We start from the raw sequence: 26237 nt of genomic DNA, 5'->3' as shown, positions 1-26237 counted from the left end.
GTGCGGCGGCCGGGCCGGCGCGGGTCAGCGCGGCTGCAGCTTCCGCTTCTGCTCGGGCACCGAGACGCCGCAAGGCATCGCCGGGTGCAGACCGAGCAGGACGATGCCCGCCACGATCGCCGCCAGGCCCGTGGCCTCCCAGGCCAGCGCGCCGACGTCGGTGCGCAGCCGGTCCCCGAGGAAGCCGACGCCGCAGGCGATCCCGGCCAGCGGCTCGGCCGCGGTGAGCGCGGGCAGCGACATGCGCAGCGGGGCCGTCTCGAAGGCGCTCTGCACCAGGATCAGCCCGGTCACCCCGATCACCAGCAGGCTGTACGGCTGCCAGCTGGTGAACAGCTCCGCCCAGCCGCCCGCCGAGAACCGCTGCCCGCTCACCCGGGTCAGCGCGTCCTGCACCCCGTACAGCAGCCCGGCGGCCACCGCGAGCAGCACCGGCCCCCAGCTGAGCCGGGACCGCTTGGCGTAGGTGGTCAGCAGCAGCGCCACGCCGACCATGGTCCCGATGATCAGCCAGTGCCGCAGCGGGTCGGTGACCGCACTGCCCGCCCGTGGCTGGCCCGCCAGGATGAACGCCGTCACGCCCCCGGCCAGCAGCGCCAGACCCAGCCAGCCCTGGCGGCCCAGCGGCTGCCGGGTCTGTCTGCGCGACAGCGCCAGCGCGAACAGCAGGTTCGTGGCGAGCAGCGGTTCCACCAGGGAGATCTCGCCCCGGCCCAGGGCCATCGCGCCCAGCACCATACCGACGACCATCAGCCCGATCCCGCCCAGCCAGCGCGGCACCCTGACCAGGTCGAGCAGCAGCCGCGGTGAGAGGAAGTCGCTGAGCGGAGCCCGCTGGGCCGCGTTCTGCTGGAGTACGAAACCGAAGCCCAGGCAGCAGGCGGCACTCACGGCGAGAATCAGAACCAGAACCGACACGCTGCGTACCTCGATCATCCGGCCGGGCCACGGGGTGCGTAATGGCCGACTGTAGCGTCCTGGAGCGCTGTTCGCTGGGGCCAGTACCCGGATCCGCGCGGTCGACTCCGCCACGACGCCCTGCGCGTCAGGGCGATGGCACGGCAGTACGCCCATGGTGGGCCGCCTCGCGGAACCCCGCCATGGCGTACGCCACACGGGTGAGCCGCCCGCCTGCGCCCGGCCCGGCGGGGCCGGACGCGCCCCCGCTCCACAAGTGCCGCCCGGGGCAGGGCGGTTGACGCGTGGGACGCGACGACAGTCCTTGAGTCCGTGTTCCCGGGCTGAGGATTCGCTGGCCGTGAGCCGTAAGCCGTGAGCCGTGAGCCGTGAGCCGTGAGCCGTGGGCCGTGGGCCGGGTGGTGGGCTGTGGGTGGTGGGCTGTGAGTCCTGGCCCGTTCGCCGCTCGGCCGCATCGGTCACGGCGGGGGCCGTAGCGGGACCGCGCCGCACCGCGCCACCGTCCTCGCCCGGCTGGGGCCACCGCGTCCCTCCTGATGGTCGCCGGGTACACGGCAGGCCGGCGGCGTCCAGGCCGGCGCCGGCCCCGGGTCGGCCCAGGAGACGCCGGCCGGGGGCGGAAGCCGGCCGGCGGCGTAAAGATGACGGAAGTCTGACGTGCACCCGCGAACCCTGGCCCGCCGGGGCCCCGGGTGCTCGAATGAAGACGTGAACCCCGAACCGTCCGAGGAACGGAGCGGCCGCTTTGCAGGCCCGCCCGAGGAACAGAGCCGCGCCGCCGCATCGGCGGAGGAGCACGGCCGTCCCGTCGGCCGCCGCGTCTTCCTCGCCACCCTGGGCCTGGGCGCCCTCGGCGTGGTCGCCGCGCCCACCCTGCAACGCGGTCTGGAGGGTGCCCTCGGCGCCGCTTCGGGCAAGGACCCCACCGGCCTGACCGGGCTGCTGCCCAACGGCGGCGGCTTCCGCTACTACTCGGTCGCCGCCTCCGTCCCGCGCGAGGACGCCACCGACTACCGGCTGAGGGTCGACGGCCTGGTCGACCACCCGGCGACGTACACCCTTGCCGATCTCCGCGCCCTGCCGCAGACCCGCATGGTCCGCGACGTGCAGTGCGTCACCGGCTGGCGGGTGCCCGGCACGGCCTTCGAAGGCGTCCGGCTCTCCCGGCTCCTGGACGCCGCCGGGGTCCGCCGCACGGCGCGGGCCGTCCGGTTCACCTGCTTCGACGGCACCTACACCGAGAGCCTGACCCTCGGCCAGGCCCGCCGCCCCGACGTACTGGTGGCCCTGCGCATGCAGGACAAGGACCTCGGCCACGACCACGGCGGCCCGGTGCGCCTCTACGTCGCCCCGATGTACTTCTACAAGTCCGCCAAGTGGCTCTCCGGCATCACCGTCACCGACGAGGTGCGTCCCGGCTACTGGGAGGACCGGGGGTACGACGTCGACGCCTGGGTCGGCCGTTCGAACGGACGCAGTGATGACCCCACGAGCTGAGACCGCGGCACCGCCCGTCCGTGACGTCCGCCGCTTCGGCACCGTCCAGCGGTGGGTGCACCGCACCACGGCCGCGCTGATGGGCGTGTGCGTGCTGACGGCCGCCGTCCTGTACATCCCGCAGCTCGCGGTGCTCGTCGGCCGCCGGGAACTGGTCGTCCGCGTCCACGAGTGCGCGGGCCTCGCGCTCCCGGTGCCGGTCCTGCTGGGACTGGCCTCCCGCGCCCTCCGCACCGACCTGCGCTTCCTCAACCGCTTCGGCCCGCACGACAAGGTGTGGCTGCGCGCCGCCCTGCGCCGCGACCGGCGGCCCGCCGCGCGCCCCGCGGGCAAGTTCAACGCCGGTCAGAAGGTCTACGCGGCCTGGATCGCGGGGGCCGCCGTGGTCATGCTCGGTACCGGTCTGATGATGTGGTTCACCCACCTCACCCCGCTGCGGTGGCGCACCGGAGCCACCTTCGTCCACGACTGGCTGGCCCTGACCATCGGCGTGGTGCTCGCCGGTCACATCGGCATGGCCCTCGGCGACCCGGAGGCCCGCCGCGGTCTGCGCACCGGCATGGTCAGCCGCACCTGGGCGGACCACGAACACCCGCTCTGGAAGCCGTGAAGGCGGTTCAGCTGACGGGACCGCCCGAATCACCGGGCCGCCGCCGCCCGAATCACCGGGCCGCCGAGGACACCTCCGTCGGCGAGGGCCCTGACCGACGAGGCCCCGTGACCGCCGAGGTCACCGGGGCTCAGGAGGTCAGCGTGAGCTGACGTCCCCTTCGAGGTCTCCCGGGTCCGATCGAGGGTCCCCGAAGTCCAGCAGCACCTTGCACGACCGCGTGCGGTCCGCCGCCAGCGCGAACGCCGCCTCGGCGTCGGCCACCGGGACCACCGCGCTGACCAGCTCGTCGAAGACGGGTTCGGCGGCCAGCAGCCGCAGCGCCCCGTCGAACTCCGTATCGAAGCGGAACGCCCCGCGCAGCTCGATCTCCCGGCTGACGACGAGGTTCCCGGCGAACGGCGACCGCCCGGCCGGCAGCATCCCCAGCTGGACGACCACCCCGCCGCGCCGCACCAGGCGCAGGCACGTGTCGAGCCCGGCCGCCACGCCGGAGGCCTCCACGGCCACGTCGGCTTCGGACGGCCACCCGGGGTCCGCCGGGTCGTCGGCCCGTACGACCGTGTCGGCGCCGGCGGCCGAGGCGTACCGCAGGGCGCGCGGCACCAGGTCGGTGACGGTCACGCGGGCCGCGCCCGCCGCCCGCGCCGCGGCGACGACCAGGCAGCCGATCGGCCCCGCCCCGGTCACCAGCAGGTGCCGGCCCGCCACGTCCCCGGCCCGGCGCACCGCGTGCAGCGCCACCGCAAGCGGTTCGGCGAGGGCGGCCCGGCGCAGGTCCAGACCCGCCGGGAGCGGCCGCACCTGCGCGGCCGGGACGGCCACGCGCGCCGCGAAGCCGCCCTGGACGTGCGGGAAACGGGCCGCACTGCCCAGGTAGCGGGTGTCCCGGCAGACGTTGCGCCGCCCGTCCGCGCACTCGGGACAGGTCCCGCACGGGGTCGCCGGGTGCACCGCGACCGCCGTGCCCGGGGCCGGGCCGCCGGCTCCGGGACCGTAGGAGACGACCGTGCCGGCCACCTCGTGCCCGAGCACCATCGGTTCCCTCAGCCGGAAGTCGCCGACGGCGCCGTGGCGCCAGTAGTGCAGGTCGGAACCGCACACCCCGCCGTAGCGGACGGCGACCAGTGCCTGCCCGGGACCGGGCTCGGGCACCGGCAGCTCCCGCACCCGCAGGTCGCCCTGACCGTGGATCACACAGCCCAGCATCCGGGACCGCCCTTCCGCCGCACGCTCGTCATGCCGCCTACAGCACGCTCGTCATGCCGCCGTCGACGTACAGCACCTGCCCGGAGACGAAGTCCGCGGCCGGGGAGGCGAGGAACAGCACCCCGCCCACCAGGTCCTCGGTACGGCCCCAGCGGCCGGCCGGGGTGCGGCGGCGCACCCACGCGCTGAACTCCTCGTCCTGGACGAGGGGTTCGGTCAGCTCGGTCTCGATGTAGCCGGGCCCCAGTCCGTTGACCTGCACGCCGTACGGCCCCCAGTCGGCGCACATGCCCTTGGTGAGCATCTTCAGCGCGCCCTTGGTGGCCGCGTAGGGCGCGATGCCGGGGCGGACCACCTCGCTCTGCAGCGAGCAGATGTTGATGATCTTGCCGTGGCCGCGCCCGGTCATCCGCCGGGCGGCCTCCCGCCCGACGAGGAAGGCGCTGGTGAGGTTGGTGTCCAGGATCCGGTGCCAGTCCGCGTCCGTGAACTCCAGGAGCGGGGCGCGCAGTTGCATGCCCGCGTTGTTGACCAGGATGTCGAGCGGGCCCACCCGCTCCTCGACGTCCGCGATCCCGGCCGCCACCGAGGCGCCGTCGGTCACGTCGAACGCCGCCGTGTGCACCCGGTCGCCGGGCAGTGCGGAGGCCGCCTTCGCGAGCGTGCCGCCGTCCCGGCCGTTGAGGACGACCGTGCAGCCGGCCTCGGCCAGGCCGCGGGCCAGGGCCAGCCCGATGCCCCGTGAGGAGCCGGTGACCAGGGCGGTGCGGCCGGCGATGTCGAAGAGGGGGTGAGCCGTCATCGCCGCAGCCCTACAGGATCAGGGAGAGGACGAGGACCAGGGCGCCCGCCACCACGGAGAGGATCGTCTCCATCAGCGACCAGGTCTTGACCGTCTGGCCGACGTCCAGCCCGAAGTACTCCTTCACCAGCCAGAAGCCGGCGTCGTTGACGTGGCTGAAGAAGAGCGAACCGGCGCCGATCGCCAGCACCAGCAGGGCGGCGTGGGTGGTCGACATGTCGGCCGCCAGCGGCGCGACCAGACCGGCCGCCGAGACGGTCGCCACGGTCGCCGAACCGGTCGCGAGCCGGATCACCACCGCGATCAGCCAGGCCAGCAGCACCGCCGGGATCGACCAGCTCTTGGAGATGTCCAGGATCATCTGGCCCACCCCGCAGTCGATCAGCGTCTGCTTGAAGCCGCCGCCCGCGCCGACGATGAGCATGACGCCCGCGATGGGCATCAGGCCCTTCTCGACGGTGGAGTTGACGCGCTCCTTGGTGAACCCGGCCGGCCGGCCCAGCGTGAAGATGCCGACGATCACGGCGGCGAGCAGCGCGATCAGCGGCGAGCCGATCACGTCGAAGACCCGCTGGGTCATGTTCGCCGGGTCGTCCACGACGATGTCGACGAGGGCCTTGACCAGCATCAGCACGACCGGCAGCAGCACCGTGGCCAGCGTGGCGCCGAAGCCCGGCCGGCGCTCCAGCTGCTCCGAGGCGCGCTCCGGGAGCATGCGGTCCGGGGCGGGGACGTCCACCCAGCGGGCGGCGACCTTGGAGAACAGCGGACCGGCGATGATCACGGTCGGTATCGCGACGACTATGCCCAGCGCCAGCGTCACGCCCAGGTTGGCCTTGACCGCGTCGATCGCGACCAGCGGGCCGGGGTGCGGCGGGATCAGACCGTGCATCACGGACAGACCGGCCAGCGCCGGGATCCCGATCCGCATCAGGGAGTAGTTGCCGCGCTTGGCCACCATCAGGACCACCGGGATCAGCAGCACGATGCCGACCTCGAAGAACAGCGGCAGACCGATCACCGAGGCGATCAGCACCATCGCCCACGGCATCGCCCGGCCCCCGGCCTTCGCCAGGATCGTGTCGACGACCTGGTCCGCGCCGCCCGAGTCGGCGAGCAGCTTGCCGAGGATCGCACCCAGCGCGATCAGTACGCCCACGCCCGCGACCGTCGAACCGAGGCCGCTGGTGAAGCTGGTGATCGCCTTGTCCAGCGGCGCGCCGGCGACCGCGCCGAGCACGAGTGACCCGATGGTCAGCGACAGGAAGGCGTGCAGCTTGAACTTGGTGATGAGCAGGACGATGACGGCGATGCCCGCCAGGACGGCGATTCCCAGCTGGGCGTGTCCGGCCGAGGTGATCGGCGGGGGCGCGTCCGCTGCCAGCATCTCGACGCTGAGTCTGGTCACGGGGAGTTCCCTTGGTGGTGAAGAGGGACGGTGGGTTTCAGAGGTGGCGCGGCCGGCGGCCGTGGGGGAGAGGCGTCACCGGGGGGACGGCTCGGCCGGGGCGGACCGCGCGGTGCTGTCGAGGTCGTCCAGCGCGGCCACGGCGCGCGCGGTGATCTCCTCCGGCGAGCCGGAGACGTCCACCGCGACGCCCCGCTCGTCCGCCTGGAGCGGCTGGAGCGTGGCGAACTGGGAGTCCAGCAGCGCGGTCGGCATGAAGTGACCCTGGCGGTGCGTCATCCGGTCCTCGATGAGCTGCCGGGAGCCCGTCAGATGGACGAAGACGATCCCGGGGGCCGCCGCCCTGAGCCGGTCGCGGTAGGACCGCTTCAGCGCCGAGCTGCTCACCACCCCGCCGAGCCCCGCCCGCCCGTGCGCCCAGCCGCCGATGGCGTCGAGCCAGGGCCACCGGTCGTCGTCGTCGAGCGGGATTCCGGCCGACATCTTGTCGATGTTGGCCTGCGGGTGGAAGTCGTCGCCCTCGGCGTACGGGACGCCGAGCCGGGCCGCGAGCAGGGGACCGATCGTGGTCTTGCCCGTGCCGGCGACGCCCATCACCACGACGACGTGGGGGGTGCGCATCACTGCCTCGCTGTCTTCCTCGACATGGGACGCCGACATCCGGCGTCCGCCACACTGAAACCCATTAGGTACGACGAATTCAAGAGACTGTGACGTATAAGTCTGACTTTTTGAATCCGTGATCCGCCCCGTACGCTGAGTGCATGAGCACACCGGGCCGAGGGCTGCACGGCCGCGTACTGGACACCCTCGGCCCCGCCATCACCGCGGGCGAGTACCCGCCGGGCAGCGTCCTGCGCACCGACGAACTGGCGCAGCGTTTCGACGTCTCACGCTCCGTGATGCGCGAGGCGGTCCGCGTCCTGGAGTCCATGCACCTGGTCGAGTCGCGCCGCCGCGTGGGCGTGACCGTCCTGCCCCAGAACCAGTGGAACGTCTACGACCCCCAGGTCATCCGCTGGCGTCTGGCGGGCGCCGACCGGCCGCGGCAACTGCGCTCGCTGACCGTGCTGCGCTCGGCGGTCGAACCCGTGGCGGCCGGGCTGGCCGCCCGGCACGCGGGCCCCGAGCAGTGCGCCGAACTCACCGAGTGCGCCCTCGGGATGGTCGCGAACTCACGCGGCCACCGCCTGGAGCAGTACCTCTTCCACGACATGGCCTTCCACCGCGTGATCCTCACCGCGTCGGGCAACGAGATGTTCGCGCGCCTGGGCGACGTGGTCGCCGAGGTGCTGGCGGGCCGCACCCACCACGAGGTCATGTTCGAGGACCCCGACCCGGCGGCCGTCACCCTCCACGTCCAGGTCGCCGAGGCCGTCCGCGAGCGCGACGCCGAACGCGCCGAACGGCTGACCCGCGAGATCACCGTCGGCGCGCTGCAGGAGCTGGACATCCTGGCGCCGTAGGGCGGCAGGCCCCGTGCTGAGGTCCTACGGCAGGAAGTCGCCGTCCACGTACACCCACGCCCCGTCCACCCGCTCGAAACGGCTGCGCTCGTGCAGCGAGCCGCCACGGTAGGACGCCCGGAACGTCACGGTGCCGGTGGTGTGGAAGGCGGAACCGTCCGTCGTCCCCAGGATCTCCAGTCCCGTCCAGCGCATCGCCGGGTCCAGGTCCAGCCGCGCCGGCCGCGTCCGCGGGTGCCAGGTGCGCAGCAGGTACCCCGGGTCCCGCCGGACGAAGGCGCTGTACCGCGACCGCATCAGCGCCTCGGCGCTCGGGGCGGCGGCGCCGGCGTGGTAGCGGCCGCAGCACTTCTCGTACGGCCCGGTCAGCCCGCACGGGCAGGAACGCGTGGTCATGGCGCCCATTGTGCCCGCGCCCGCGGACCCGGGCCCACACCGCCCACCGGCGCCCCGGCCCACCCCGACGGCCGGTCGCCCATCCGCCCCGGCCCACACCGCCGAGCGTCCTCCCATCCGTCCCGGCCCACCCCGCCGAGCGGCCGTCCATCAGCCCCGGCGCCCCCCGGTGCGCGCCGCCGCGGGCCGCCCGCCGGGACGACCGCGCGGCACGCCCGCGTCCGAGGCACAGTGGAAGGGGTGCGGAGAGGCGGAGAGTCCACCGTCCCGGCGAGCGGAGCTGAGGAGGGACCGACGATGACGCGACCCGTCGACATCAGCCGGCCTGCGTCCGTCAAGGAGTGGCGGCTGAACCTGTACCTGTCCGAACACGATCCGGACACCACCGCCCGAATTGTCCTGGACACCGGTGACAACGTCGTGGAGACCTGCGCGGAGGCCCGCCGCAGCCCCTACGACTCGGCCGTGCCCGACATAGGCGACGAACTGGCCGCGGGCCGTGCCCTGATCGCGCTCGGCCGCGAACTGCTGCGCGCCGCCGCGGGCGACATCGAGGCGGTCGGAGCCCCGGAGGCGACCTCGTCCGCCCCGCTCTGGTCCGCCGGGGAGTGAAGGAGCCGCACGGTGCTCTTCACGGACCGCGACGAAGCGGGCAGGCGGCTCGGCGCCCGCCTGGCGCACCTCGCCGGCCCGGACGTCGTCGTGCTCGGACTGCCCCGCGGGGGCGTGCCGGTCGCGGCCGCCGTCGCGGCGGCGCTCGGCGCGCCGCTGGACCTCTGCCTGGTGCGGAAACTCGGCGTGCCCTCCCAGCCGGAGCTGGCCATGGGCGCGATCGGCGAGGACGGCGTGCGGGTCGTCGACGACACGGTCGTGCGCGGGGCGCACGTACGGCCCGGCGCCCTGGAGCGCGTCGAGGAACGCGAGCGGCGCGAGCTGGCCCGGCGCGCCGCGCGCTACCGGGGCGGCCGCCCGCCGGTCGTCGTCGCCGGGCGGACCGTCGTGCTCGTCGACGACGGCGTGGCCACGGGTTCCACCGCGCGCGCCGCCTGCCGGACCGTACGGGCCAGGGGAGCGGCGCGCACCGTGCTCGCGGTGCCGGTCGCACCGCCGGACTGGACCCGGCGGCTGGCGGGCGAGGCGGACGAACTGGTCAGCCTGGCGACCCCCGCCGGATTCTTCGCCGTCGGCCAGTTCTACGCCGACTTCGGGCAGCTCGACGACGAGGACGTGGTCGCCTGCCTGCGGCGCGCGCCCTCGGCCGGGCGCCGCGGACCCGCCGACCGCGAGGTGGAGGTGGCGTCAGGCGCCGTACGGCTGGGCGGGCGGCTGACCGTCCCCGCGGACGCGGCCGGGATCGTGGTCTTCGCGCACGGCAGCGGCAGCGGGCGGCACAGCCCGCGCAACCTGTACGTCGCCACCGGGCTGAACCGGGCCGGCCTCGCCACGCTGCTGTTCGACCTGCTCACCGAGGAGGAGGCGGGACACCGGGACAACGTGTTCGACACCCGCCTGCTGGCCGCGCGCCTGGCCGACGCCACCCGCTGGCTGCGCGCCCGGCCCGAGGCCCGCGACCTCGCCGTCGGCTACTTCGGTGCCAGCACCGGCGCGGCTGCGGCGCTGCGGGCCGCGGCGGAACCGGGCGCCCGTGTCGCCGCCGTCGTCTCCCGCGGCGGGCGGCCCGACCTGGCGGGGTCCGCCCTGGCCGCGGTGACCGCGCCCACGCTGCTCGTCGTCGGCGGCGCCGACCCCACCGTCCTGGACCTCAACCGCCAGGCGCAGACCGTGCTGACCTGCGAAAACCGGCTCTCCATCGTCCCGGGCGCGACGCACCTCTTCGGTGAGCCCGGCGCCCTGGAGGCGGTGACGGACCTGGCCCGCGACTGGTTCACGGACCACATGGCGGCCACGCACGTGTGACGAGCACGACGCGAGAACGGCGCCGACCGTGGTCGACGCCGTTCTCCAGTGTGTCCGAGGGGGGACTTGAACCCCCACGCCCGATAAAGGGCACTAGCACCTCAAGCTAGCGCGTCTGCCATTCCGCCACCCGGACAAGGTGTCTGTCGTGCGGGGTTTCCCTCGCGGCGACGACGTAAACATTACCAGGCTTTCCGGCGTGCCCGATCACCCCCGGTCCGCCCCCGGATCCCGCGTGAACGGAGTGTGACGGGCCGGGACCGCTCTTGGGGCGGAGCCGCGGAGAGAGGGAGGATGAGCGGACCACCGGCACACGAGGTGGCCCACCAGCACACCAGCGGGAGGAAGCAGCGTGAGCGAGACGGACACGGCCAGGGGCGTCACCGGCGAGGACGAGGTCGTGGACCTCTGCCGTGAGCTGATCCAGATCGACACCAGCAACTACGGCGACCACTCGGGTCCGGGCGAGCGCAAGGCCGCCGAGTACGTCGCCGAGAAGCTCGCCGAGGTGGGCCTGGAACCGAAGATCTTCGAGTCGCACCCGGGCCGCGCCTCCACCGTGGCCCGCATCGAGGGCGAGGACCCGTCACGGCCCGCGCTGCTGATCCACGGCCACACCGACGTCGTACCGGCCAACGCCGACGACTGGACCCACCACCCCTTCTCGGGCGAGGTCGCCGACGGCTGCGTGTGGGGCCGCGGGGCCGTCGACATGAAGGACATGGACGCGATGACGCTGGCCGTCGTGCGCGACCGGCTGCGCAGCGGGCGCAGGCCCCCGCGGGACATCGTGCTCGCCTTCCTCGCCGACGAGGAGGCGGGCGGCACCTACGGGGCCCGGCACCTCGTCGACCACCACCCCGACCTCTTCGAGGGGGTCACCGAGGCGATCAGCGAGGTCGGCGGCTTTTCCTTCACGGTCAGCGAGCAGCGCCGGCTCTACCTGATCCAGACGGCCGAGAAGGGCATGCACTGGATGAAGCTGACCGTGGCCGGCACGGCGGGCCACGGCTCGATGGTCCACCGGGACAACGCGATCACCGAGCTGTCGGAGGCCGTCGCGCGCCTGGGGCGCCACAAGTTCCCGGTGCGGGTGACCAAGACCACCCGGGCCTTCCTCGACGAACTCGGCGACGCGCTCGGCACCGAGCTGGACCCGGAGGACATGGAGGGCACGATCGCCCGGCTCGGCGGCATCGCCAAGCTGATCGGCGCGACCCTGAGCAACACCGCCAACCCCACCCAGCTGGGCGCCGGTTACAAGGTGAACGTCATCCCGGGCGAGGCCACGGCGCACGTCGACGGCCGCTTCCTGCCCGGTTTCGAGGAGGAGTTCCTCGCCGACCTGGACCGGATCCTCGGCCCGAAGGTCAGGCGCGAGGACGTGCACGCCGACAAGGCCGTCGAGACGACGTTCGACGGGAACCTGGTCGCCGCCATGCAGTCGGCGCTGCTGGCGGAGGACCCGGCCGCGAAGGCGATCCCGTACATGCTCTCCGGCGGCACCGACGCCAAGTCCTTCGACGACCTGGGCATCCGGGGCTTCGGCTTCGCGCCGCTGAAGCTGCCGCCGGAGCTGGACTTCGCCGGCATGTTCCACGGCGTCGACGAGCGGGTGCCGGTGGACGGCCTGAAGTTCGGGGTGCGGGTGCTGGACCGCTTCATCGACGCCTCCTGACCCCGGTCAGCCCCTGCTTGACCGCGGTAATCGGCAGCGTGTGCGGAAACAACTGAGAAGGGTGAATGCGACGATAAGCTCGTAGCTCCATTACTCCCTCCTCGTTACAGGTAATGCGATCAGCAACACGGGATCGCTTTTGCCAACTAGGAGGAATAATGATCAAGAAGGTCGTCGCTGCCGCGGTTGCCACCGGTGGGCTGGTCCTCGCGGGCGCGGGCCTGGCCGCCGCCGACTCCGGAGCCCAGGGTGCCGCCGTGCAGTCCCCGGGCGTCGTCTCCGGCAACGTCATCCAGGTGCCCGTGCACGTGCCGGTGAACGTCTGCGGCAACACGATCTCGGTGATCGGGCTGCTGAACCCCGCCTTCGGCAACACCTGCGTCAACAAGTGACGTTGTGCCCCGCCCCGTGAGGGTCTGACTTCATCGACTCCGTGGGGGGTCTGAACCCGTCGGCCCCGGAGCGCGCGCCACGCGCTCCGGGGCCGGCCGGTTTTTCGCGCGCGGCCGTGCCGGCGACGGTGCGATTCCCGCCGTTCACGGGACGCGCGTTCCGGAAGGTTCGAAAAGGTCGAAGGCAGGGATTCAGCAAAATGCGACAGGTCACCCGCAAGGGCCTGATGACCATGGCGGCAGCCACCGGCGTGATCGCCGCGGCGAGCGGTGCCGCGTACGCCGACGCGGGCGCCGCGGGCGCCGCGGCCGGTTCGCCGGGCGTGCTGTCCGGCAACACGGTCCAGGTGCCGGTGCACGTGCCCGTGAACGTCTGCGGCAACACCGTCGACGTGGTCGGGGTGCTCAACCCGGCGGTGGGCAACAAGTGCGCCGACGTCGGTGGCGGCGGTGCCTCCGGCGGACACGGTCACGGAGGGAAGGGGCACGGCGGAAAGGGGCACGGCGGCTCCGGCGGCGCGCAGGCTGGCGGACACACCGGGGGATCGCCGGGCGTCGGTTCGGGCAACACCGTGCAGGTGCCGGTGGACGTGCCCGTGAACGTCTGCGGCAACACCGTCGACGTGGTCGGGGTGCTCAACCCGGCGGTGGGCAACAAGTGCGGCAACACGGGCGGGCACCACACGCCTCCGGGCGGCGGCCACGGCACTCCGCCCGGCCACCCGGGCCACCCCGGCACCCCCGGTCACCCGGGCCACCCCGGCAACCCGGGCACGCCCGGTCAGCCGGGTACGCCCGGTCACCCGGGCACGCCGGGCACTCCCGGGCATCCGGGGACGCCGGCCACGCCGCCGTCGACGGGGGGCCGGACACCCGGCGGAGCGGTGCACGTCAACCACCCCGGTACGCAGACCGTCACCGCTCCCCGCGGCAGCGGCCAGCTCGCCCACACCGGCAGTGAGCTGCCCATGGGCCTCGTCCTGCCGGTCGGTGCGGGCGCGCTGCTGGCGGGCGCGGTGCTGTACCGCAGGGCGCGTGCCTCGGCCTGATCGCCATCCGCGGCACGCAGGCATGACGAAGCGGGCCCCGCCGACGCGGGGCCCGCTGGGTCCGGTGGCCGCCGGGCCCGGGCTCAGCTCACCATGTGGCACGCACCTGGCGGATGATCCGCCGGCGCAACCGCACCCTGCGGCTGCCGTCCCGCAGCAGGCTCAGGCGGTACAACTCCCAGTGTCCGTACTCGGCATGGTCCGTCAGCAGACGCGTCGTCTCCTTGCGGGACACCCCGCGCGGGACGAACACGTCGACAAATTCGTATTCCGGCATCGCATCTATTGTGCGGGCTGGGGCCCGGTACGGATAGCGTCTGCACTATGTCTGATGCTGCGCAGCCCACCGCTGCCGAGGTACGCGCCGCCGCCGAGGCGGTCAAGACCGCGCTCGACCGTCACCTGGCGGCGGTCGAACGCAGGTCGGGGGACGACGACCCGGCCGTCTACGAGGCGTTCAACCAGCTGGCCGCGGCCGCGGAGGCGTACGACGAACTGCTCTACGACCACTACGACGAGGTCACGCCCTTCGAGATCCCCGGCGACGACGCGCTGCCGCCGTACACGGGCCCCGAGGAACCGAACGCGATCAGTGTGCTGATCCGCCGCGACTACGCCGTGGCCGAGCCGCAGCGGCTGCTGGCCCAGGCCGAGCGCGTGGAGGCCGCGGACGCCGAGACCGGAACGGGCATCGGCGCGGGCACCCCCGACACGGTGCACGGGGCGCTCGGTGTGCTGTTCGGCGAGTTCGAACCCGACGAGATCGCCTCCCGGCACAAGGAGTTCGGCCTGGAGGAGGGCGACTCGACCCTGTGGGTCACGGCCGCGGACGAGCCCGCCGATCCGGGCGACTGGCTGGAAGCGCCGTTCGAACAGGTCGACCCGGAGCGCGTGGTCTGCCGCTTCGACGTCAGCGCGGTCTTCGACGATGAGGACGAAGAACTGGACGAGGACCTGGCGGACGACGAGGACGCCGAGGACCTCGAGTCCGACCTCGACGACGACGATCTCGGCTCCGGCCTCGACGAGCAGGACGACGACGAGGACCTGGAACCCCTGGACACGACGGACCGCTGAGCCCGGCCGACCCCCTTGCCCCGACGGCCCCGCCAGGGGGACGGCCGAGCCCGGCCGCCTGGCGGGGCCGTCGGCGCGTCGGCAGGCGCCCAGCAGCCTCTGCGCCGGCGATCGCGCCGGTGGCTGTACCCGTGCCTGGGGCGGGGGCGGGCCTGATGCGGACCGCTGACCCTGCCGGCTCCTGCGCCGGTGGTGGCGCCGGGGGCCGTGCCGGGTGCCTGGGGAGGGTTCTAGGGCGGGCCGCTGGGCCCGGCCGCCTTTGCTTCGGCGGTGGCGGCGGCTGTACCGGGGCCTGGGGCGGGCCTGATGCGGACCGCTGATCCTGCCGGCTCCTGCGCCGGTGGTGGCGTCGGGGGCCGTGCCGGGTGCCTGCGGTGGCCCGGCCCTGATCGCTGGGCCCGCGTCGGCACGGGGCCGGGCTGCCACCGCCCATCCCCGCCCCGGCACCGGTTCGTTCCGGTGCCGGTTCTGCTCCGGTCCCGGCACCAGGTTCCGCGTGCTGGGACCGGCCGCGGGCCAACGCCTCGGCCCGCGTCTGCGGGGCCAGCAGGATCGCTGAGCCCGCGTCGGCACGGGCCCCGGCAGCCGGGTTCCGCGTGCTGGGACCGGGTGCGGGCCTACGCCTCGGCCCGCGTCTGCGGGGCCAGCAGGACGGGCAGCCGGGTGGTGCGCGGCCGGGCCGGGACCTCGGCCACGGCCCTGGGGAGCGCCTGCTCCACACCGTGCACCACGGACAGGTGACGGCTCGCCCGGCCGAACGCGGTGTAGACCCACGGCCTGCTGAGCGCCTGCGCGGCGTCCCCGGGGAGGACCACGACCGCCGCGGGCCACCGGCTGCCCACGGCCTGGTGCGCGGTCAGCGCCCACCCGTGCCGCACGCAGCCCTCCACCCGCTCCTTGGGCACGACCACGGGCTCGCCCGCGCACGACAGGTGCAGCCCGTCGGCGTCGGCCTTCACCACCTGACCGGGCAGTGTCCGGCCGGGGGCGGGGGAGTAGGCCACCCGGTCACCCGGGTCGAAGCCGCCGAAGCGGCCGGGGCCCGGATTCAGCCGTTCTTTGAGCGCCGCGTTGAGCGCGCGGGTGCCCGCCGCGCCGCCGTGCCCCGGCGTGATCACCACGGTCTGCTCCGCCGGGACACCGATCGCCCGCGGCACCGAGTCCGCGACGAGCTGGACCGTGCGGTGCACGGCCTCGCCCGCGTCCCGTACCGGAACGATCACGACCTCCTTGCCGGGGGCCTCCACCTGGTTCAGCTCGCCGACGCCGATCCCGGAGACCAGCTCGCCCAGTGGACCGGGGTCCGGCACCCGGGAGGCGACGCGCGGGCAGACCCCTGCCGCCAGCAGGTCCGCGAAGACCCGCCCGGGGCCGACGGACCACAGCACCCCGGGATCCCCGGCGAGCACCAGCCGGGCGCCGTCCGGCAGCGACTCCACGACCAGGGCCGCCGTCTCGACGTCGAGCTGGGGGGCGTCGAGGACGACGAGGAGATCCAGGTCGAGGGCGCCGTCCGCGTCCCGGCCCGGCCCCTCGGCGCCGGACAGCAGCCCGGCCACCGTGGCGACGGCGTGACCGCCCTCCTCGGCCTGTTCGGAGGCGGTGAAGGCGTCCCGGCCGAGCGGACTGTGCGTGGCGCCCCAGGCGCGCAGCCCGAGGCCGTGGGCCACCCGGAGCAGCCGGGCCGCCTCCGACCGGGAAGCCTCCCCGCCCGTGTGCAGCACCAGGCCGTGGCCCGCGACCGCGCGGATCAGCTCGGCCGTGGAACCCCGGGCCTCCGCGGCGGCCCGCTCCCAGCTCTGCGCGGGCGCATCCTCCTTCGGTGCGGAGTTGACGAGCCGGGCCAGGCCGTCGGCCAGGCTCTCCTCGGCGAGCGCGTACCGCTCCAGGCCGACCAGGATCCGCACCGGGCGTTCCTCGCCGGTCTCGCCGTCCTCCGCGTCGCCCTCCCCGCCGCCGGCCGGGGCAGCCGGTGCCCCCGGCTCCTCCAGGGCGTCCTGGAACACCAGGGCCTCGCCCTCCGCGAGGGCGGCCTGCAGAGCACCGTCCGGCTCGGGGACGCCGCGCTGGGCCAGGGCGGCGGTGAGCGCCGGCGCGTCGAGGGCGGTGTGCCCGGCGAGCGCCGCCTGCTCCAGGAGCCAGACGGTGAACGACCGGCCGCGCCGCTCGTCGGCGGGCCCGCACTCCGCCCCGAGCAGCGCCCGCGCGAAGCCGTCCGCCTGCTCCGGGCGTACGCCCGGGACGCGGAGCAACTGCCAGGGGTCGGCCCGCAGCCGGTCCTCGGCACTCTCACCGAGGGCCGAGGTGACCGGGAGGGCGAGTGTCCGCGGGGCGCCGCCCTCGGCCAGTACCCGCCCCACGGCCTCGACGGTCCCGGCGGTGGGAGCCGGCGACGCGGGGGCCGCTTCGGCCGGCGCAGGGGCCGGCCGCCGTGCCGGTTCGGGAGCGGGCCTGCGCCGCACGGCTTCCGGCTCCGGCTCGGCGAAGACCGCGGCCGTGGGTTTCGCACCGCTCTCCACGGCCCGCACCGCGGCGAGCAGGTCGGCCGCCCGGCCGCTGAGCTTGGTCCCGCTCTCGATCGGCGCCGCCTTCTCCGCCTTCCGCCGCGCGATGCGCTCCCGCTCCACCCGCTGCGCGGCGAGTTCCGCCTCGGCCTCGGACAGCCGGCCTCCGCCGTCGGAGCCGCCCTGCTCCGCGGCCCCCGGCCCGTCCTCGTCACCGCTTCGACCGACTTCGTCGCCGCCCCCCGACTCGGCCCCGCCGGCGTCTTCGGCACCTTCAACACCGCCCGCGCCCGAGCCCGCGCCCGCGCCCGAGCCCACGCCCGCGCCCGAGCCGACGCCCCCGCCCGCCGAGCCCGCGCCCGCCGGGCCGGCGCCGCCGTCACCCGGGCCGGCCGTGTCCGCCCCACCGCCGCCCGAGACGCCCCCGGACCCCGCGTCGCCTGATCCGTCGGTGCCGGGCTCGTCGGTGCCGGGCCCCTCGGCACCGGCCCCCGCCGCGCCCGGTCCCTGCGCGCCGGACGCCTCGGTACCGGCCGGGTCCGGGCCGGTGCCCCGCGGGTCCGGGACGGCTTCCGGGGTCCCCGGCCCGGTGTTCTCCGTGGTCTCCGGCTCCGTGCTCACAGCGTGCTCCAGTCGTGATCGGGATAGCGGTGCACGGGCGCCGACACGTCGTCGAGCGCCCGGCAGATCTCGTCAGGAAGACTAAGGGTCTCCACTGACAATGCGGCCGTGAGCTGCTGCGCCGTGCGCGCGCCGATGACCGGGGCGGTCACGCCGGGCCGGTCCCGGACCCAGGCGAGCGCGACCTGGAGCGGGGTCACCGCCAGCCCGTCCGCCGCCGTGGTCACCGCGTCGACGATGCGGCCGGCGGTGTCGTCGAGGTACGGCTCGACGAACGGCGCCAGATGGTCCGAGGCGCCCCGCGAGTCCGTCGGCAGCCCGTCGCGGTACTTGCCGGTCAGCACACCTCTGCCCAGGGGGGAGGAGGGCAGCATGCCGATGCCCAGATCGAGCGCGGCGGGCAGCACCTCGCGCTCGACGCCCCGCTGCAGCAGCGAGTACTCCATCTGCGTGCTGGCCAGCCGGGTCCGGGTGCCCGGCGCCGCCAGCTGCCAGGTGGCCGCCTTGGCCAGCTGCCAGCCGCAGAAGTTCGAGACCCCGGCATAGCGCACCCGGCCGCTGCTCACGGCCAGGTCGAGGGCCTGGAGGGTCTCCTCCAGCGGCGTGTACGGGTCGTACGCGTGCACGTGCCACACGTCGATGTAGTCCGTGCCGAGGCGGGTGAGCGAGGCGTCCAGGGCCGCCAGCAGATGGCCGCGGGAGCCGTCGAAGCGCCGGTCGGGGTCCGGCACGCTGCCGGCCTTCGTCGACACGATCAGGTCGTGGCGCGGAACGAGCCCTTCCATCAGCCGCCCGAGCAGGTACTCGGCCTCTCCGTCGCCGTACACGTCGGCCGTGTCGACGAGGGTGCCGCCCGCCTCCCAGAACGCCTTCAGCATGTCCGCGGCGTCGTGCTCGTCGGTGTCCCGGCCCCAGGTGAGGGTGCCGAGGCCGATGCGGGACACGCGCAGGCCCGTACGGCCGAGATGCCTCTGCTCCATGGACGCCGAGATTACTGGCCACGGATGCCGCGTGGGTGACCTGTGGACAACCCGCTCCCGGCGCTCCCGGCAGCCGGCGAGTCCGTCGTCACACCGGCCGCGACCTGCCGCATTCCCCGGCCCCGCGCTAGGGTCTCCCGCACAGGCACGTTACTCATCGGTAAGGGGATTGGGCATGCGGCTCGGGATCAACCTCGGCTACTGGGGTGCCGGCATGGACGCGGACAATCTGGCCGTCGCGCAGGAGGCGGACCGCCTCGGCTACGCCGTGTGCTGGGCGGCCGAGGCCTACGGCTCGGACGCGGCCACCGTCCTCACCTGGGTCGCGGCGCAGACCGAGCGCATCGACGTCGGCTCGGCCATCTTCCAGATCCCCGCCCGCCAGCCGGCGATGACGGCGATGACCGCGGCCACGCTCGACTCGCTGTCCGGCGGCCGGTTCCGCCTCGGCCTCGGCGTCTCGGGCCCGCAGGTCTCCGAGGGCTGGTACGGCGTCAAGTTCGACAAGCCGCTCGCCCGCACCCGCGAGTACGTCGAGATCGTCCGCAAGGCCATGACCCGCGAACGGCTGACCCACGACGGCGAGCACTGGACGCTGCCCCTGCCCGGCGGCCCCGGCAAGCCGATCAAGCTGACCGTGCACCCGCAGCGCGAGCACATCCCGCTCTACATCGCCGCCATCGGCCCGAAGAACCTGGAGCAGACCGGCGAGATCGCCGACGGCGCCCTGCTCATCTTCCCCTCGGCCGACCACCTGGAGGAGACCGCGGTCCGCCATCTGCGGGCCGGACGGGAGAAGGCCGGGCTGTCGATGGACGGCTTCGACGTCTGCCCGACGGTCCCCCTCGCGCTCGGCGAGGACAAGGACGTACCCGCGCTCGCCGACACCTTCCGCCCCTACACGGCGCTCTACGTCGGCGGCATGGGCAGCCGCAAGCAGAACTTCTACAACCAGCTCGCCCGGCGCATGGGGTACGAGAGCGCGGCGGCCGAGATCCAGGACAAGTACCTGTCCGGCGACAAGCAGGGCGCCGCCGCCGCCGTACCGCACGAGCTGATCGACCGGACCACGCTGCTCGGCTCCGTCGACCGGATCGCGGACCGGATGAAGGCCTACGCGGCGGCCGGTGTGACCACGCTGACCCTCGCCCCGGCGGGATTCACCCTGGACGAGCGCCTGGCCTCGCTCCGGGCCGGCACCGAGGCCCTGGAGCGCGCCGGACTGGCGTGAGCTTTCCGCGGCCGTGGTGGGGGCTCGGGGGATCTTCCCCGCCACGGCCGTCACGGGGAACAACGCCCCGGCGCCCGCCGGGTTACGCCCCGCGCGCCGGGTGTCCGCTGCTCTGCCGGCGCAGTGCGCCCCCCGCCCCTGTTGCAGCACCCCCGCCCCCGCACTCGACGCGTCCTGCGCGACGGTCCCGCGGGACGGTGGTCTCCCTTGACCCCACCGCCCGGCGGTCTCGCGGGCCTGGCCCGGACGGGCCGCGTCCTCCGCTGGTCGCGGGCCCGTGCGGCGCTCCTGGCGGCGGGTGTCCGGGCCGTCCACAACGGCCACGAGCCGTGCGCCGGGCGGCGCCGGACGGTGCCCCGGCGGCACGACGCGCCGGGCGTCCCGGCCCCGGGCTCCCGGCCCCCAGGACTCCCGCACCCGGCGCCCCCGGACCCGGCACCCCGCCCGCGAAGACGCCTGAGCCCGCCCGAGCGCACCCCGGCGTGCGCCTGAGTCACTGCCGCGCCCGCCTTGGGCAGTGTGCGCCGAGAGCACGCCCGCGGCGCGCCCTCACAGCCACTCGCGCCGCTTGAACTGCCGGTACAGCAGCACCTCCAGTGCGGCCATCACCGCGATCACCGCCGGGTAGGACCACAGCCAGTGCAGCTCGGGCATGTGGTCGAAGTTCATGCCGTAGATGCCGGCGATCATCGTCGGGATCGCGGCCATGGCCGCCCACGCCGAGATCTTCCGCATGTCGTCGTTCTGCTGGACGCTGGTCTGCGCCAGATGCGCGGAGAGGATGTCCGAGACCAGGCGGTCCAGGCCCTCCACGGACTCGTTCACCCGGGTCAGGTGGTCACTGACGTCCCGGAAGAAGGGGTGCGCCGAGTCGTCCACGAACGGCACGGTCGCGGTGAACGCGCCCACCCCCGTGCCGCCCAGCCGGGACATCGGCACGGCCAGCGGTCCCGTCGCCCGCCGGAACTCGGTGATCTGCCGCTTGAAGTTGTAGATGCGGGAGGCGGTGTTCCGCGAGCCGCCCCGGTCGGGGGAGAAGACCTCCGCCTCCAGCTCCTCCAGGTCCGTCTGCAGTTCGGTCGCCACGTCCAGATAGTGGTCGACGACCGTGTCGGCGATGGCGTACAGCACCGCCGTCGGGCCCTTGCCGAGCATCTCCGGCTCCTGCTCCAGCCGGTGCCGTACGGTCGCGAGACCGTCGCCCTCACCGTGACGGACGGTCACGACGAACGAGTCACCCAGGAAGATCATGATCTCGCCGGTCGAGACGGCGTCGCTCCGCGGCTCGTACACCACCGGCTTCAGCACCACGAACAGCGAGTCGTCGTAGACCTCCAGCTTGGGCCGCTGGTGCGCCTTCAGGGCGTCCTCGACCGCCAGCGCGTGCAGCGCGAACTCCTGGCTGACCAGGTCGAACTCCTGCGCGCTCGGCTCGTGCAGCCCCACCCACACGAACCCGCCGGCCGCCCGTGCCTCGGCCAGGGCGTCGGAGAAGTCCTCCGGGCCCTCCGTCCGGTGCCCGCCGCGGTAGATGCCACAGTCCACGATCACGGAGCGTGTTCTCCCTTCGCCCGGCCGACGCCGGGGCCGCGTATACCCCTACCCTGGCCGCATGCCCACGCTGATCCTCGTCAGGCACGGACGTTCGACCGCCAACACCGCGGGACTGCTCGCCGGCTGGACACCCGGTGTCGCCCTCGACGAACGCGGTGCCGAGCAGGCCGCCGCGCTGCCCGGCCGGCTCGGCGCGCTGCCGATCGCCGAGGTGGTCACCAGCCCGCTGCAACGCTGCCAGGAGACCGTACAGCCGCTCCTGGAGGCCCGGCCCGGCCTGAGCGCGCACACCGACGAGCGGATCGGGGAGTGCCACTACGGCGACTGGTCCGGCCGCAAACTCGCCGAACTCAAGGACGAGCCGCTGATGGAGGTCGTCCAGGCGCACCCGTCCGCCGCGGCCTTCCCCGGCGGCGAGTCCCTGCGCGCGATGCAGACCCGCGCCGCCGAGGCGGTGCGCGAGTGGAACGCGCGCGTGGAGCGCGACCACGGCCCCGACGCCGTGTACCTGATGTGCTCCCACGGCGACATCATCAAGTCCCTCGTCGCGGAGGCACTGGGACTGCACCTCGACCTCTTCCAGCGGATCTCCGTTGAACCCTGCTCCGTCACCGCGATCCGCTACACCCGGCTGCGGCCCTTCCTGGTGCGCCTCGGCGACACCGGCGACCTCACGTCCCTGGCGCCCCGCGAGGAGCCCTCGGACGGCGACGCACCGGTCGGGGGCGGCGCGGGCGCACCGTGATCGTCGGCCGCAGTAGGGTGAAGCGGTCGCCCGCGACCTCAAGATTCCGTCGTTTTCCCGATCCCCCATGGAGACAGGACGTGTCCCGTCAGGTGTTCCTCTACGACCTCCCGGACCGTTTCGTGGCCGGCACGGTCGGACTGCCCGGGCGCCGTACGTTCTTCCTCCAGGCCACCGCCGGCTCCCGGGTGACCAGTGTGGCCCTGGAGAAGACCCAGGTGGCCGCGCTCGCCGAGCGCATGGACGAGCTGCTCGACGAGGTGGTGCGCCGCAGCGGCGGCAACGCGGCCGTGCCCGCGGTCGCCCCCACCGAGATCGCCGACACCGGCCCGCTGGACACCCCTGTCGAGGAGGAGTTCCGGGTCGGCACCATGGCCCTGGCCTGGGACGGCGAGGAGCAGCGCATGATCGTCGAGGCCCAGGCCCTCGTCGAACTCGACGCCGAGTCCGAGGAGGACCTCGCCGAGGCCGAGGAGCGGCTGCTCCAGGACGAGGAGAACGGGCCCCCGATGCTGCGGGTCCGGCTCACCGGCGCGCAGGCGAGGGCCTTCGCCAAGCGCGCCCTCGACGTCGTCAACGCCGGGCGGCCGCCGTGCCCGCTGTGCAGCCTCCCGCTCGACCCGGAAGGACACGTATGTCCGCGCCAGAACGGATACCGCCGCGGGGCGTGACGCCCGAGCAGGCGCCCGCCGAGCTGCTCGCCCGGGGCGAGCTGACCGTGCGCGGCCGCATCCGTGAGGCCTCGAACGCGGTGCTCCTGTGCACGGTCGCCCACGAGGGCCGACAGGCGTCCTGCGTCTACAAGCCGGTCGCCGGGGAACGCCCGCTGTGGGATTTCCCCGACGGCACCCTGGCCGGCCGCGAGGTCGCCGCCTACGAGGTCTCCGAGGCGACCGGCTGGGGCCTGGTCCCGCCGACCGTGCTGCGCGACGGCCCCTACGGCGAGGGCATGGTCCAGCTGTGGATCGACGCGGCCCCCGAAGGCCCCGGCACCGAACTCCTCGCCCTGCTGGACACCGAGGAGCCGGGGCCCGGCTGGAAGGCGATCGGCTTCGCGGAGGTCGGTGAGGACCGCACCGCGCTGCTGGTGCACGCCGACGACGAGCGGCTGCGCCGGCTGGCCGTCCTGGACGCGGTCATCAACAACGCCGACCGCAAGGGCGGCCACCTGCTGCCCGCGGCGGACGGCCGGCTCTACGGCATCGACCACGGCGTCACCTTCAACGCCGAGAACAAGCTGCGCACCCTGCTGTGGGGCTGGGCCGGCGAGCCCCTGCCCCAGGAGGCCCTGTGCGTCCTGAAGGGCCTCAAGGACGCCCTGGCCGACGGCGCGGGTCTCGCGGCCCGGCTGGCCGCCCTGCTCACCCCGGCGGAGATCGACGCCACCCGCGCGCGCGTGGACGCCCTCCTCGGCACCGGCGTCCACCCGGAACCGACGGGGGAGTGGCCGGCGATCCCCTGGCCACCGGTGTAGGAAGCACACCCCTCGCGTTCCGGCAAGAGCGCCTTCCCGGCCAACTGCGAGATCCGGTTCGTGGAGGGGACCGCGGTCCGGTTACGCTCATGACATGCATGCCTGGCCCGCTTCCGAGGTCCCCGCCCTGCCTGGTCAGGGCCGCGACCTGAGGATCCACGACACCGCGACCGGGGGCCTGGTGACCCTCGACCCCGGTCCCGTCGCCCGTATCTACGTCTGCGGCATCACGCCGTACGACGCCACCCACATGGGGCACGCGGCGACCTACAACGCGTTCGACCTCGTACAGCGCGTGTGGCTCGACACCAAGCGGCAGGTCCACTACGTCCAGAACGTGACCGACGTCGACGATCCGCTGCTGGAGCGGGCGCAGCGCGACGACGTCGACTGGGTGAAGCTGGCCGAGCAGGAGACGGCCCTGTTCCGCGAGGACATGACCGCCCTGCGGATGCTGCCGCCCCGGCACTACATAGGTGCCGTGGAGGCGATACCCGGCATCGTTCCGCTGGTCGAACGCCTGCGCGACATCGGTGCCGCCTACGAACTGGACGGCGACGTCTACTTCTCCGTCGAGTCCGACCCCCGCTTCGGCGGCGTCTCGCACCTCGACGCCGCCGCGATGCGGCTGCTGTCCGCCGAGCGCGGCGGCGACCCCGACCGCCCCGGCAAGAAGAACCCGCTGGACCCGATGCTGTGGATGGCGGCCCGGGACGGCGAACCGAGCTGGGACGGCGGCTCCCTGGGCCGTGGCCGGCCCGGCTGGCACATCGAGTGCGTGGCCATCGCCCTGGACCACCTCGGCATGGGCTTCGACGTCCAGGGCGGCGGCTCCGACCTCGCCTTCCCGCACCACGAGATGGGCGCCTCGCACGCCCAGGTGCTCACCGGCGAGTTCCCCATGGCCAAGGCGTACGTCCACGCCGGCATGGTCGCGCTGAACGGCGAGAAGATGTCCAAGTCCAAGGGGAACCTGGTCTTCGTGTCGCGGCTGCGGCGCGACGGCGTCGACCCCGCGGCCATCCGGCTCGCCCTGCTCGCCCACCACTACCGCTCCGACTGGGAGTGGACCGACCAGGTGCTCCAGGACGCCGTCGCACGCCTGGGCCGCTGGCGCGCGGCCGTCTCCCGGCCCGACGGGCCGTCCGCCGACGCCCTGGTGGAAGAGATCCGCGACGCCCTCGCCGACGACCTGGACGCCCCGGCCGCGCTCGCCGCCGTGGACCGCTGGGCCGCGCTCCAGCAGGAGCGGGGCGGCACGGACACCGGTGCGCCCGGCCTCGTCTCGCGCGCCGTGGACGCCCTGCTCGGCGTGGCCGTCTGACCCGTACGCCGGAGTACGGACCCCGTACGGACACCAGGGGCGGTGCGCGATCCGCGCACCGCCCCTGATCCGTTCACCACGCCCGGTCACGTCGCCGGCTCATGCGGCCGGTCCGCCGGGTCACTCCTGCGGGTCGGCGCCCGAGCCGTCGTTCCCGTCCGGGCCCTGGTCGCCGCGGCGGTCGCCGTCCGTGGCCCGGCCCCTGCCGTCGTCGCGGTCGCCGTCCGCGGCCCGGTCCTCGCCCGCCTCGCGGGCGTCGTCCCCGTCGCGGGCGTGGTCCGCGTCCTCGTCCCCGGCGCCGTCCTTGCCGCGGTCCGCCCCGGCGCCGGACTCCGCCTCGGGCCTCGGCGGCCTCGGCGGCCGGGTGCGCCCGCCGGGGCCGTCCCGCAGGAACCCGGCCTCGCCGCCGTCCGCCGTCGCGTGGCCCCCGGACGAGGGGCCGCCACCGTCCCGGCGGCGCAGATACCGTTCGAACTCGCGGGCGATCGCCTCGCCCGACGCCTCCGGCAGCTCGGCGGTGTCCCGGGCCTCCTCCAGCGTCTGGACGTACTCGGCGACCTCGGTGTCCTCGGCGGCGAGCTGGTCCACCCCCACCTGCCAGGCGCGCGCGTCCTCCGGCAGCTCGCCCAGCGGGATGCGCAGGTCGAGCAGGTCCTCCAGACGGTTGAGCAGCGCCAGCGTCGCCTTCGGGTTGGGCGGCTGCGACACGTAGTGCGGGACCGCGGCCCACAGGGAGACCGCCGGGACCCCGGCGTGCGTGCAGGCCTCCTGGAGGACGCCCACGATGCCCGTCGGACCCTCGTACTTGGTCTCCTCCAGGTCCATCCGGCGGGCCAGGTCCGCGTCGGAGGTCGTCCCGCTGATCGGGACCGGACGCGTGTGCGGGGTGTCGCCGAGCAGGGCGCCCAGGACGACCACCAGCTCCACGCCCAGTTCGTGGGCGAAACCCAGCAGTTCGTTGCAGAACGAGCGCCAGCGCATGGACGGTTCGATCCCGCGCACCAGGACCAGGTCGCGCGGTTTGTCCCCGCCGATGCGGACCACTGACAGTCTCGTCGTCGGCCAAGTGATCTTCCGCACACCGCCGTCCATGAAGACGGTGGGGCGGTTCACCTGGAAGTCGTAGTAGTCCTCGGCGTCCAGCGCCGCGAACACCTCGCCCTTCCACTCCTTCTCCAGATGCGCGACCGCGGTGGAGGCGGCGTCGCCGGCATCGTTCCAGCCCTCGAACGCGGCCACCATGACCGGGTCGATCAGCTCGGGAACCCCCTCGAGCTCGATCACCCAGCGCCTCCTTCCGACGTGCCCTCGCTTGACCCACCAACCTTACGGCGTGCGGCGGGGGCGCCCGCGACCCCCTTGCACGGGGGAGTGAACGCATCACT

At 74.1% G+C, this 26237-nt stretch carries 25 protein-coding genes and 1 tRNA gene; 14 read left to right on the top strand and 12 right to left on the bottom strand.

What is annotated here, in order from left to right:
* Positions 1 to 24 precede the first annotated feature (24 nt).
* Positions 25 to 936 (bottom strand): DMT family transporter, encoded by a 912-nt coding sequence (locus ABZ719_RS15550; protein WP_366725696.1) that lies wholly within the window; start codon positions 934 to 936, stop codon positions 25 to 27.
* A 690-nt stretch (positions 937 to 1626) separates the two neighbouring features.
* On the opposite strand from ABZ719_RS15550, the gene ABZ719_RS15545 reads away from it, so the two are divergent.
* Together ABZ719_RS15545 and ABZ719_RS15540 are read left to right on the top strand one after the other, a co-directional pair.
* Positions 1627 to 2415 (top strand): molybdopterin-dependent oxidoreductase, encoded by a 789-nt coding sequence (locus tag ABZ719_RS15545; protein ID WP_366725695.1) that lies wholly within the window; start codon positions 1627 to 1629, stop codon positions 2413 to 2415.
* Complete coding sequence (locus tag ABZ719_RS15540) at positions 2399 to 3025, top strand: cytochrome b/b6 domain-containing protein (protein ID WP_366725694.1); 627 nt, start codon at positions 2399 to 2401, stop codon at positions 3023 to 3025. Before ABZ719_RS15545 ends, ABZ719_RS15540 begins: the two co-directional genes overlap by 17 nt.
* Before the next feature lie 138 nt (positions 3026 to 3163).
* Here the strand turns inward: ABZ719_RS15540 and ABZ719_RS15535 are convergent, their stop codons facing one another.
* The 4 genes from ABZ719_RS15535 to ABZ719_RS15520 form a co-directional block, all read right to left on the bottom strand.
* Positions 3164 to 4234 (bottom strand): L-idonate 5-dehydrogenase, encoded by a 1071-nt coding sequence (locus tag ABZ719_RS15535; protein WP_366725693.1) that lies wholly within the window; start codon positions 4232 to 4234, stop codon positions 3164 to 3166.
* Positions 4235 to 4271: 37 nt separating this feature from the next.
* Positions 4272 to 5036 (bottom strand): SDR family oxidoreductase, encoded by a 765-nt coding sequence (locus ABZ719_RS15530; RefSeq protein WP_366725692.1) that lies wholly within the window; start codon positions 5034 to 5036, stop codon positions 4272 to 4274.
* Positions 5037 to 5046: 10 nt separating this feature from the next.
* The gene (locus tag ABZ719_RS15525; protein ID WP_037859540.1) at positions 5047 to 6444 is read right to left on the bottom strand and encodes a gluconate:H+ symporter; all 1398 of its coding nucleotides are present in this window, start codon (positions 6442 to 6444) and stop codon (positions 5047 to 5049) included.
* Positions 6445 to 6519: 75 nt separating this feature from the next.
* Positions 6520 to 7065 carry a gluconokinase gene (locus tag ABZ719_RS15520; RefSeq protein WP_366725766.1) on the bottom strand — a complete coding sequence of 182 codons (546 nt, stop codon included), beginning with the start codon at positions 7063 to 7065 and terminating at the stop codon, positions 6520 to 6522.
* A 143-nt stretch (positions 7066 to 7208) separates the two neighbouring features.
* Here ABZ719_RS15520 and ABZ719_RS15515 point away from each other — a divergent pair, with 143 nt between their 5' ends.
* Entirely contained in the window at positions 7209 to 7910 is a 702-nt protein-coding gene (locus ABZ719_RS15515) for a FadR/GntR family transcriptional regulator (RefSeq protein WP_366725691.1), read from the top strand.
* 24 nt (positions 7911 to 7934) lie between these two features.
* Here the strand turns inward: ABZ719_RS15515 and ABZ719_RS15510 are convergent, their stop codons facing one another.
* On the bottom strand, positions 7935 to 8306 hold the full coding sequence (locus ABZ719_RS15510) for a YchJ family metal-binding protein (RefSeq protein ID WP_366725690.1): 372 nt from the start codon (positions 8304 to 8306) through the stop codon (positions 7935 to 7937).
* Positions 8307 to 8603: 297 nt separating this feature from the next.
* Here ABZ719_RS15510 and ABZ719_RS15505 point away from each other — a divergent pair, with 297 nt between their 5' ends.
* Together ABZ719_RS15505 and ABZ719_RS15500 are read left to right on the top strand one after the other, a co-directional pair.
* The gene (locus ABZ719_RS15505; protein WP_366725689.1) at positions 8604 to 8918 is read left to right on the top strand and encodes a dsRBD fold-containing protein; all 315 of its coding nucleotides are present in this window, start codon (positions 8604 to 8606) and stop codon (positions 8916 to 8918) included.
* A 12-nt stretch (positions 8919 to 8930) separates the two neighbouring features.
* Positions 8931 to 10223 (top strand): phosphoribosyltransferase family protein, encoded by a 1293-nt coding sequence (locus tag ABZ719_RS15500; protein ID WP_366725688.1) that lies wholly within the window; start codon positions 8931 to 8933, stop codon positions 10221 to 10223.
* Positions 10224 to 10274: 51 nt separating this feature from the next.
* Here the strand turns inward: ABZ719_RS15500 and ABZ719_RS15495 are convergent.
* Positions 10275 to 10359: transfer RNA gene (locus ABZ719_RS15495), tRNA-Leu, on the bottom strand.
* Positions 10360 to 10575: 216 nt separating this feature from the next.
* Here ABZ719_RS15495 and ABZ719_RS15490 point away from each other — a divergent pair.
* From ABZ719_RS15490 to ABZ719_RS15480, 3 genes are all read left to right on the top strand, one after another.
* Positions 10576 to 11901: a M20/M25/M40 family metallo-hydrolase gene (locus ABZ719_RS15490; RefSeq protein ID WP_366725687.1), complete on the top strand. Its 1326-nt coding sequence runs from the start codon at positions 10576 to 10578 to the stop codon at positions 11899 to 11901.
* Positions 11902 to 12059: 158 nt separating this feature from the next.
* Positions 12060 to 12293 carry a chaplin ChpH gene (chpH, locus tag ABZ719_RS15485; protein WP_018570377.1) on the top strand — a complete coding sequence of 78 codons (234 nt, stop codon included), beginning with the start codon at positions 12060 to 12062 and terminating at the stop codon, positions 12291 to 12293.
* A 200-nt stretch (positions 12294 to 12493) separates the two neighbouring features.
* Positions 12494 to 13342 (top strand): chaplin, encoded by an 849-nt coding sequence (locus tag ABZ719_RS15480; protein ID WP_366725686.1) that lies wholly within the window; start codon positions 12494 to 12496, stop codon positions 13340 to 13342.
* A gap of 88 nt (positions 13343 to 13430) precedes the next feature.
* On the opposite strand, the gene ABZ719_RS15475 is transcribed toward ABZ719_RS15480, so the two are convergent.
* Positions 13431 to 13619 carry a DUF5703 family protein gene (locus ABZ719_RS15475; RefSeq protein WP_037859559.1) on the bottom strand — a complete coding sequence of 63 codons (189 nt, stop codon included), beginning with the start codon at positions 13617 to 13619 and terminating at the stop codon, positions 13431 to 13433.
* A 47-nt stretch (positions 13620 to 13666) separates the two neighbouring features.
* Here ABZ719_RS15475 and ABZ719_RS15470 point away from each other — a divergent pair, with 47 nt between their 5' ends.
* On the top strand, positions 13667 to 14419 hold the full coding sequence (locus ABZ719_RS15470; RefSeq protein WP_366725685.1) for a hypothetical protein: 753 nt from the start codon (positions 13667 to 13669) through the stop codon (positions 14417 to 14419).
* Between the two features lie 617 nt (positions 14420 to 15036).
* On the opposite strand, the gene ABZ719_RS15465 is transcribed toward ABZ719_RS15470, so the two are convergent.
* Complete coding sequence (locus tag ABZ719_RS15465) at positions 15037 to 17544, bottom strand: helix-hairpin-helix domain-containing protein (RefSeq protein WP_366725684.1); 2508 nt, start codon at positions 17542 to 17544, stop codon at positions 15037 to 15039.
* On the bottom strand, positions 17541 to 18524 hold the full coding sequence (locus ABZ719_RS15460; RefSeq protein ID WP_366725683.1) for an aldo/keto reductase: 984 nt from the start codon (positions 18522 to 18524) through the stop codon (positions 17541 to 17543). The genes ABZ719_RS15465 and ABZ719_RS15460 overlap by 4 nt, the downstream gene beginning before the upstream one ends.
* Positions 18525 to 18699: 175 nt before the next feature.
* Between ABZ719_RS15460 and ABZ719_RS15455 the strand changes: the two genes are divergently transcribed.
* Positions 18700 to 19755 (top strand): LLM class F420-dependent oxidoreductase, encoded by a 1056-nt coding sequence (locus ABZ719_RS15455; RefSeq protein WP_366725682.1) that lies wholly within the window; start codon positions 18700 to 18702, stop codon positions 19753 to 19755.
* Between the two features lie 549 nt (positions 19756 to 20304).
* Here the strand turns inward: ABZ719_RS15455 and ABZ719_RS15450 are convergent.
* Complete coding sequence (locus ABZ719_RS15450; protein WP_037859566.1) at positions 20305 to 21306, bottom strand: magnesium and cobalt transport protein CorA; 1002 nt, start codon at positions 21304 to 21306, stop codon at positions 20305 to 20307.
* Positions 21307 to 21367: 61 nt separating this feature from the next.
* Here ABZ719_RS15450 and ABZ719_RS15445 point away from each other — a divergent pair, with 61 nt between their 5' ends.
* The 4 genes from ABZ719_RS15445 (at position 21368) to mshC (ending at position 24852) form a co-directional block, all read left to right on the top strand.
* Entirely contained in the window at positions 21368 to 22054 is a 687-nt protein-coding gene (locus ABZ719_RS15445) for a histidine phosphatase family protein (RefSeq protein ID WP_366725681.1), read from the top strand.
* An 80-nt stretch (positions 22055 to 22134) separates the two neighbouring features.
* Positions 22135 to 22725 carry a DUF3090 domain-containing protein gene (locus tag ABZ719_RS15440; protein ID WP_037859571.1) on the top strand — a complete coding sequence of 197 codons (591 nt, stop codon included), beginning with the start codon at positions 22135 to 22137 and terminating at the stop codon, positions 22723 to 22725.
* Positions 22689 to 23528, top strand: coding sequence for an SCO1664 family protein (locus ABZ719_RS15435; protein WP_366725680.1), 840 nt, complete (start codon positions 22689 to 22691; stop codon positions 23526 to 23528). The genes ABZ719_RS15440 and ABZ719_RS15435 overlap by 37 nt, the downstream gene beginning before the upstream one ends.
* A gap of 94 nt (positions 23529 to 23622) precedes the next feature.
* Positions 23623 to 24852: a cysteine--1-D-myo-inosityl 2-amino-2-deoxy-alpha-D-glucopyranoside ligase gene (mshC, locus tag ABZ719_RS15430; RefSeq protein WP_366725679.1), complete on the top strand. Its 1230-nt coding sequence runs from the start codon at positions 23623 to 23625 to the stop codon at positions 24850 to 24852.
* A 120-nt stretch (positions 24853 to 24972) separates the two neighbouring features.
* Here the strand turns inward: mshC and ABZ719_RS15425 are convergent, their stop codons facing one another.
* Positions 24973 to 26136, bottom strand: coding sequence for a PAC2 family protein (locus tag ABZ719_RS15425; RefSeq protein ID WP_366725678.1), 1164 nt, complete (start codon positions 26134 to 26136; stop codon positions 24973 to 24975).
* Positions 26137 to 26237: the final 101 nt, after the last annotated feature.

The organism is Streptomyces sp. NPDC006743 (assembly GCF_040703815.1).
In the GTDB taxonomy this organism is placed as follows: Bacteria; Actinomycetota; Actinomycetes; order Streptomycetales; family Streptomycetaceae; genus Streptomyces.
Note: the sequence above shows the minus strand (reverse complement) of the source record. Positions and strands in the feature narration are given on the sequence as shown.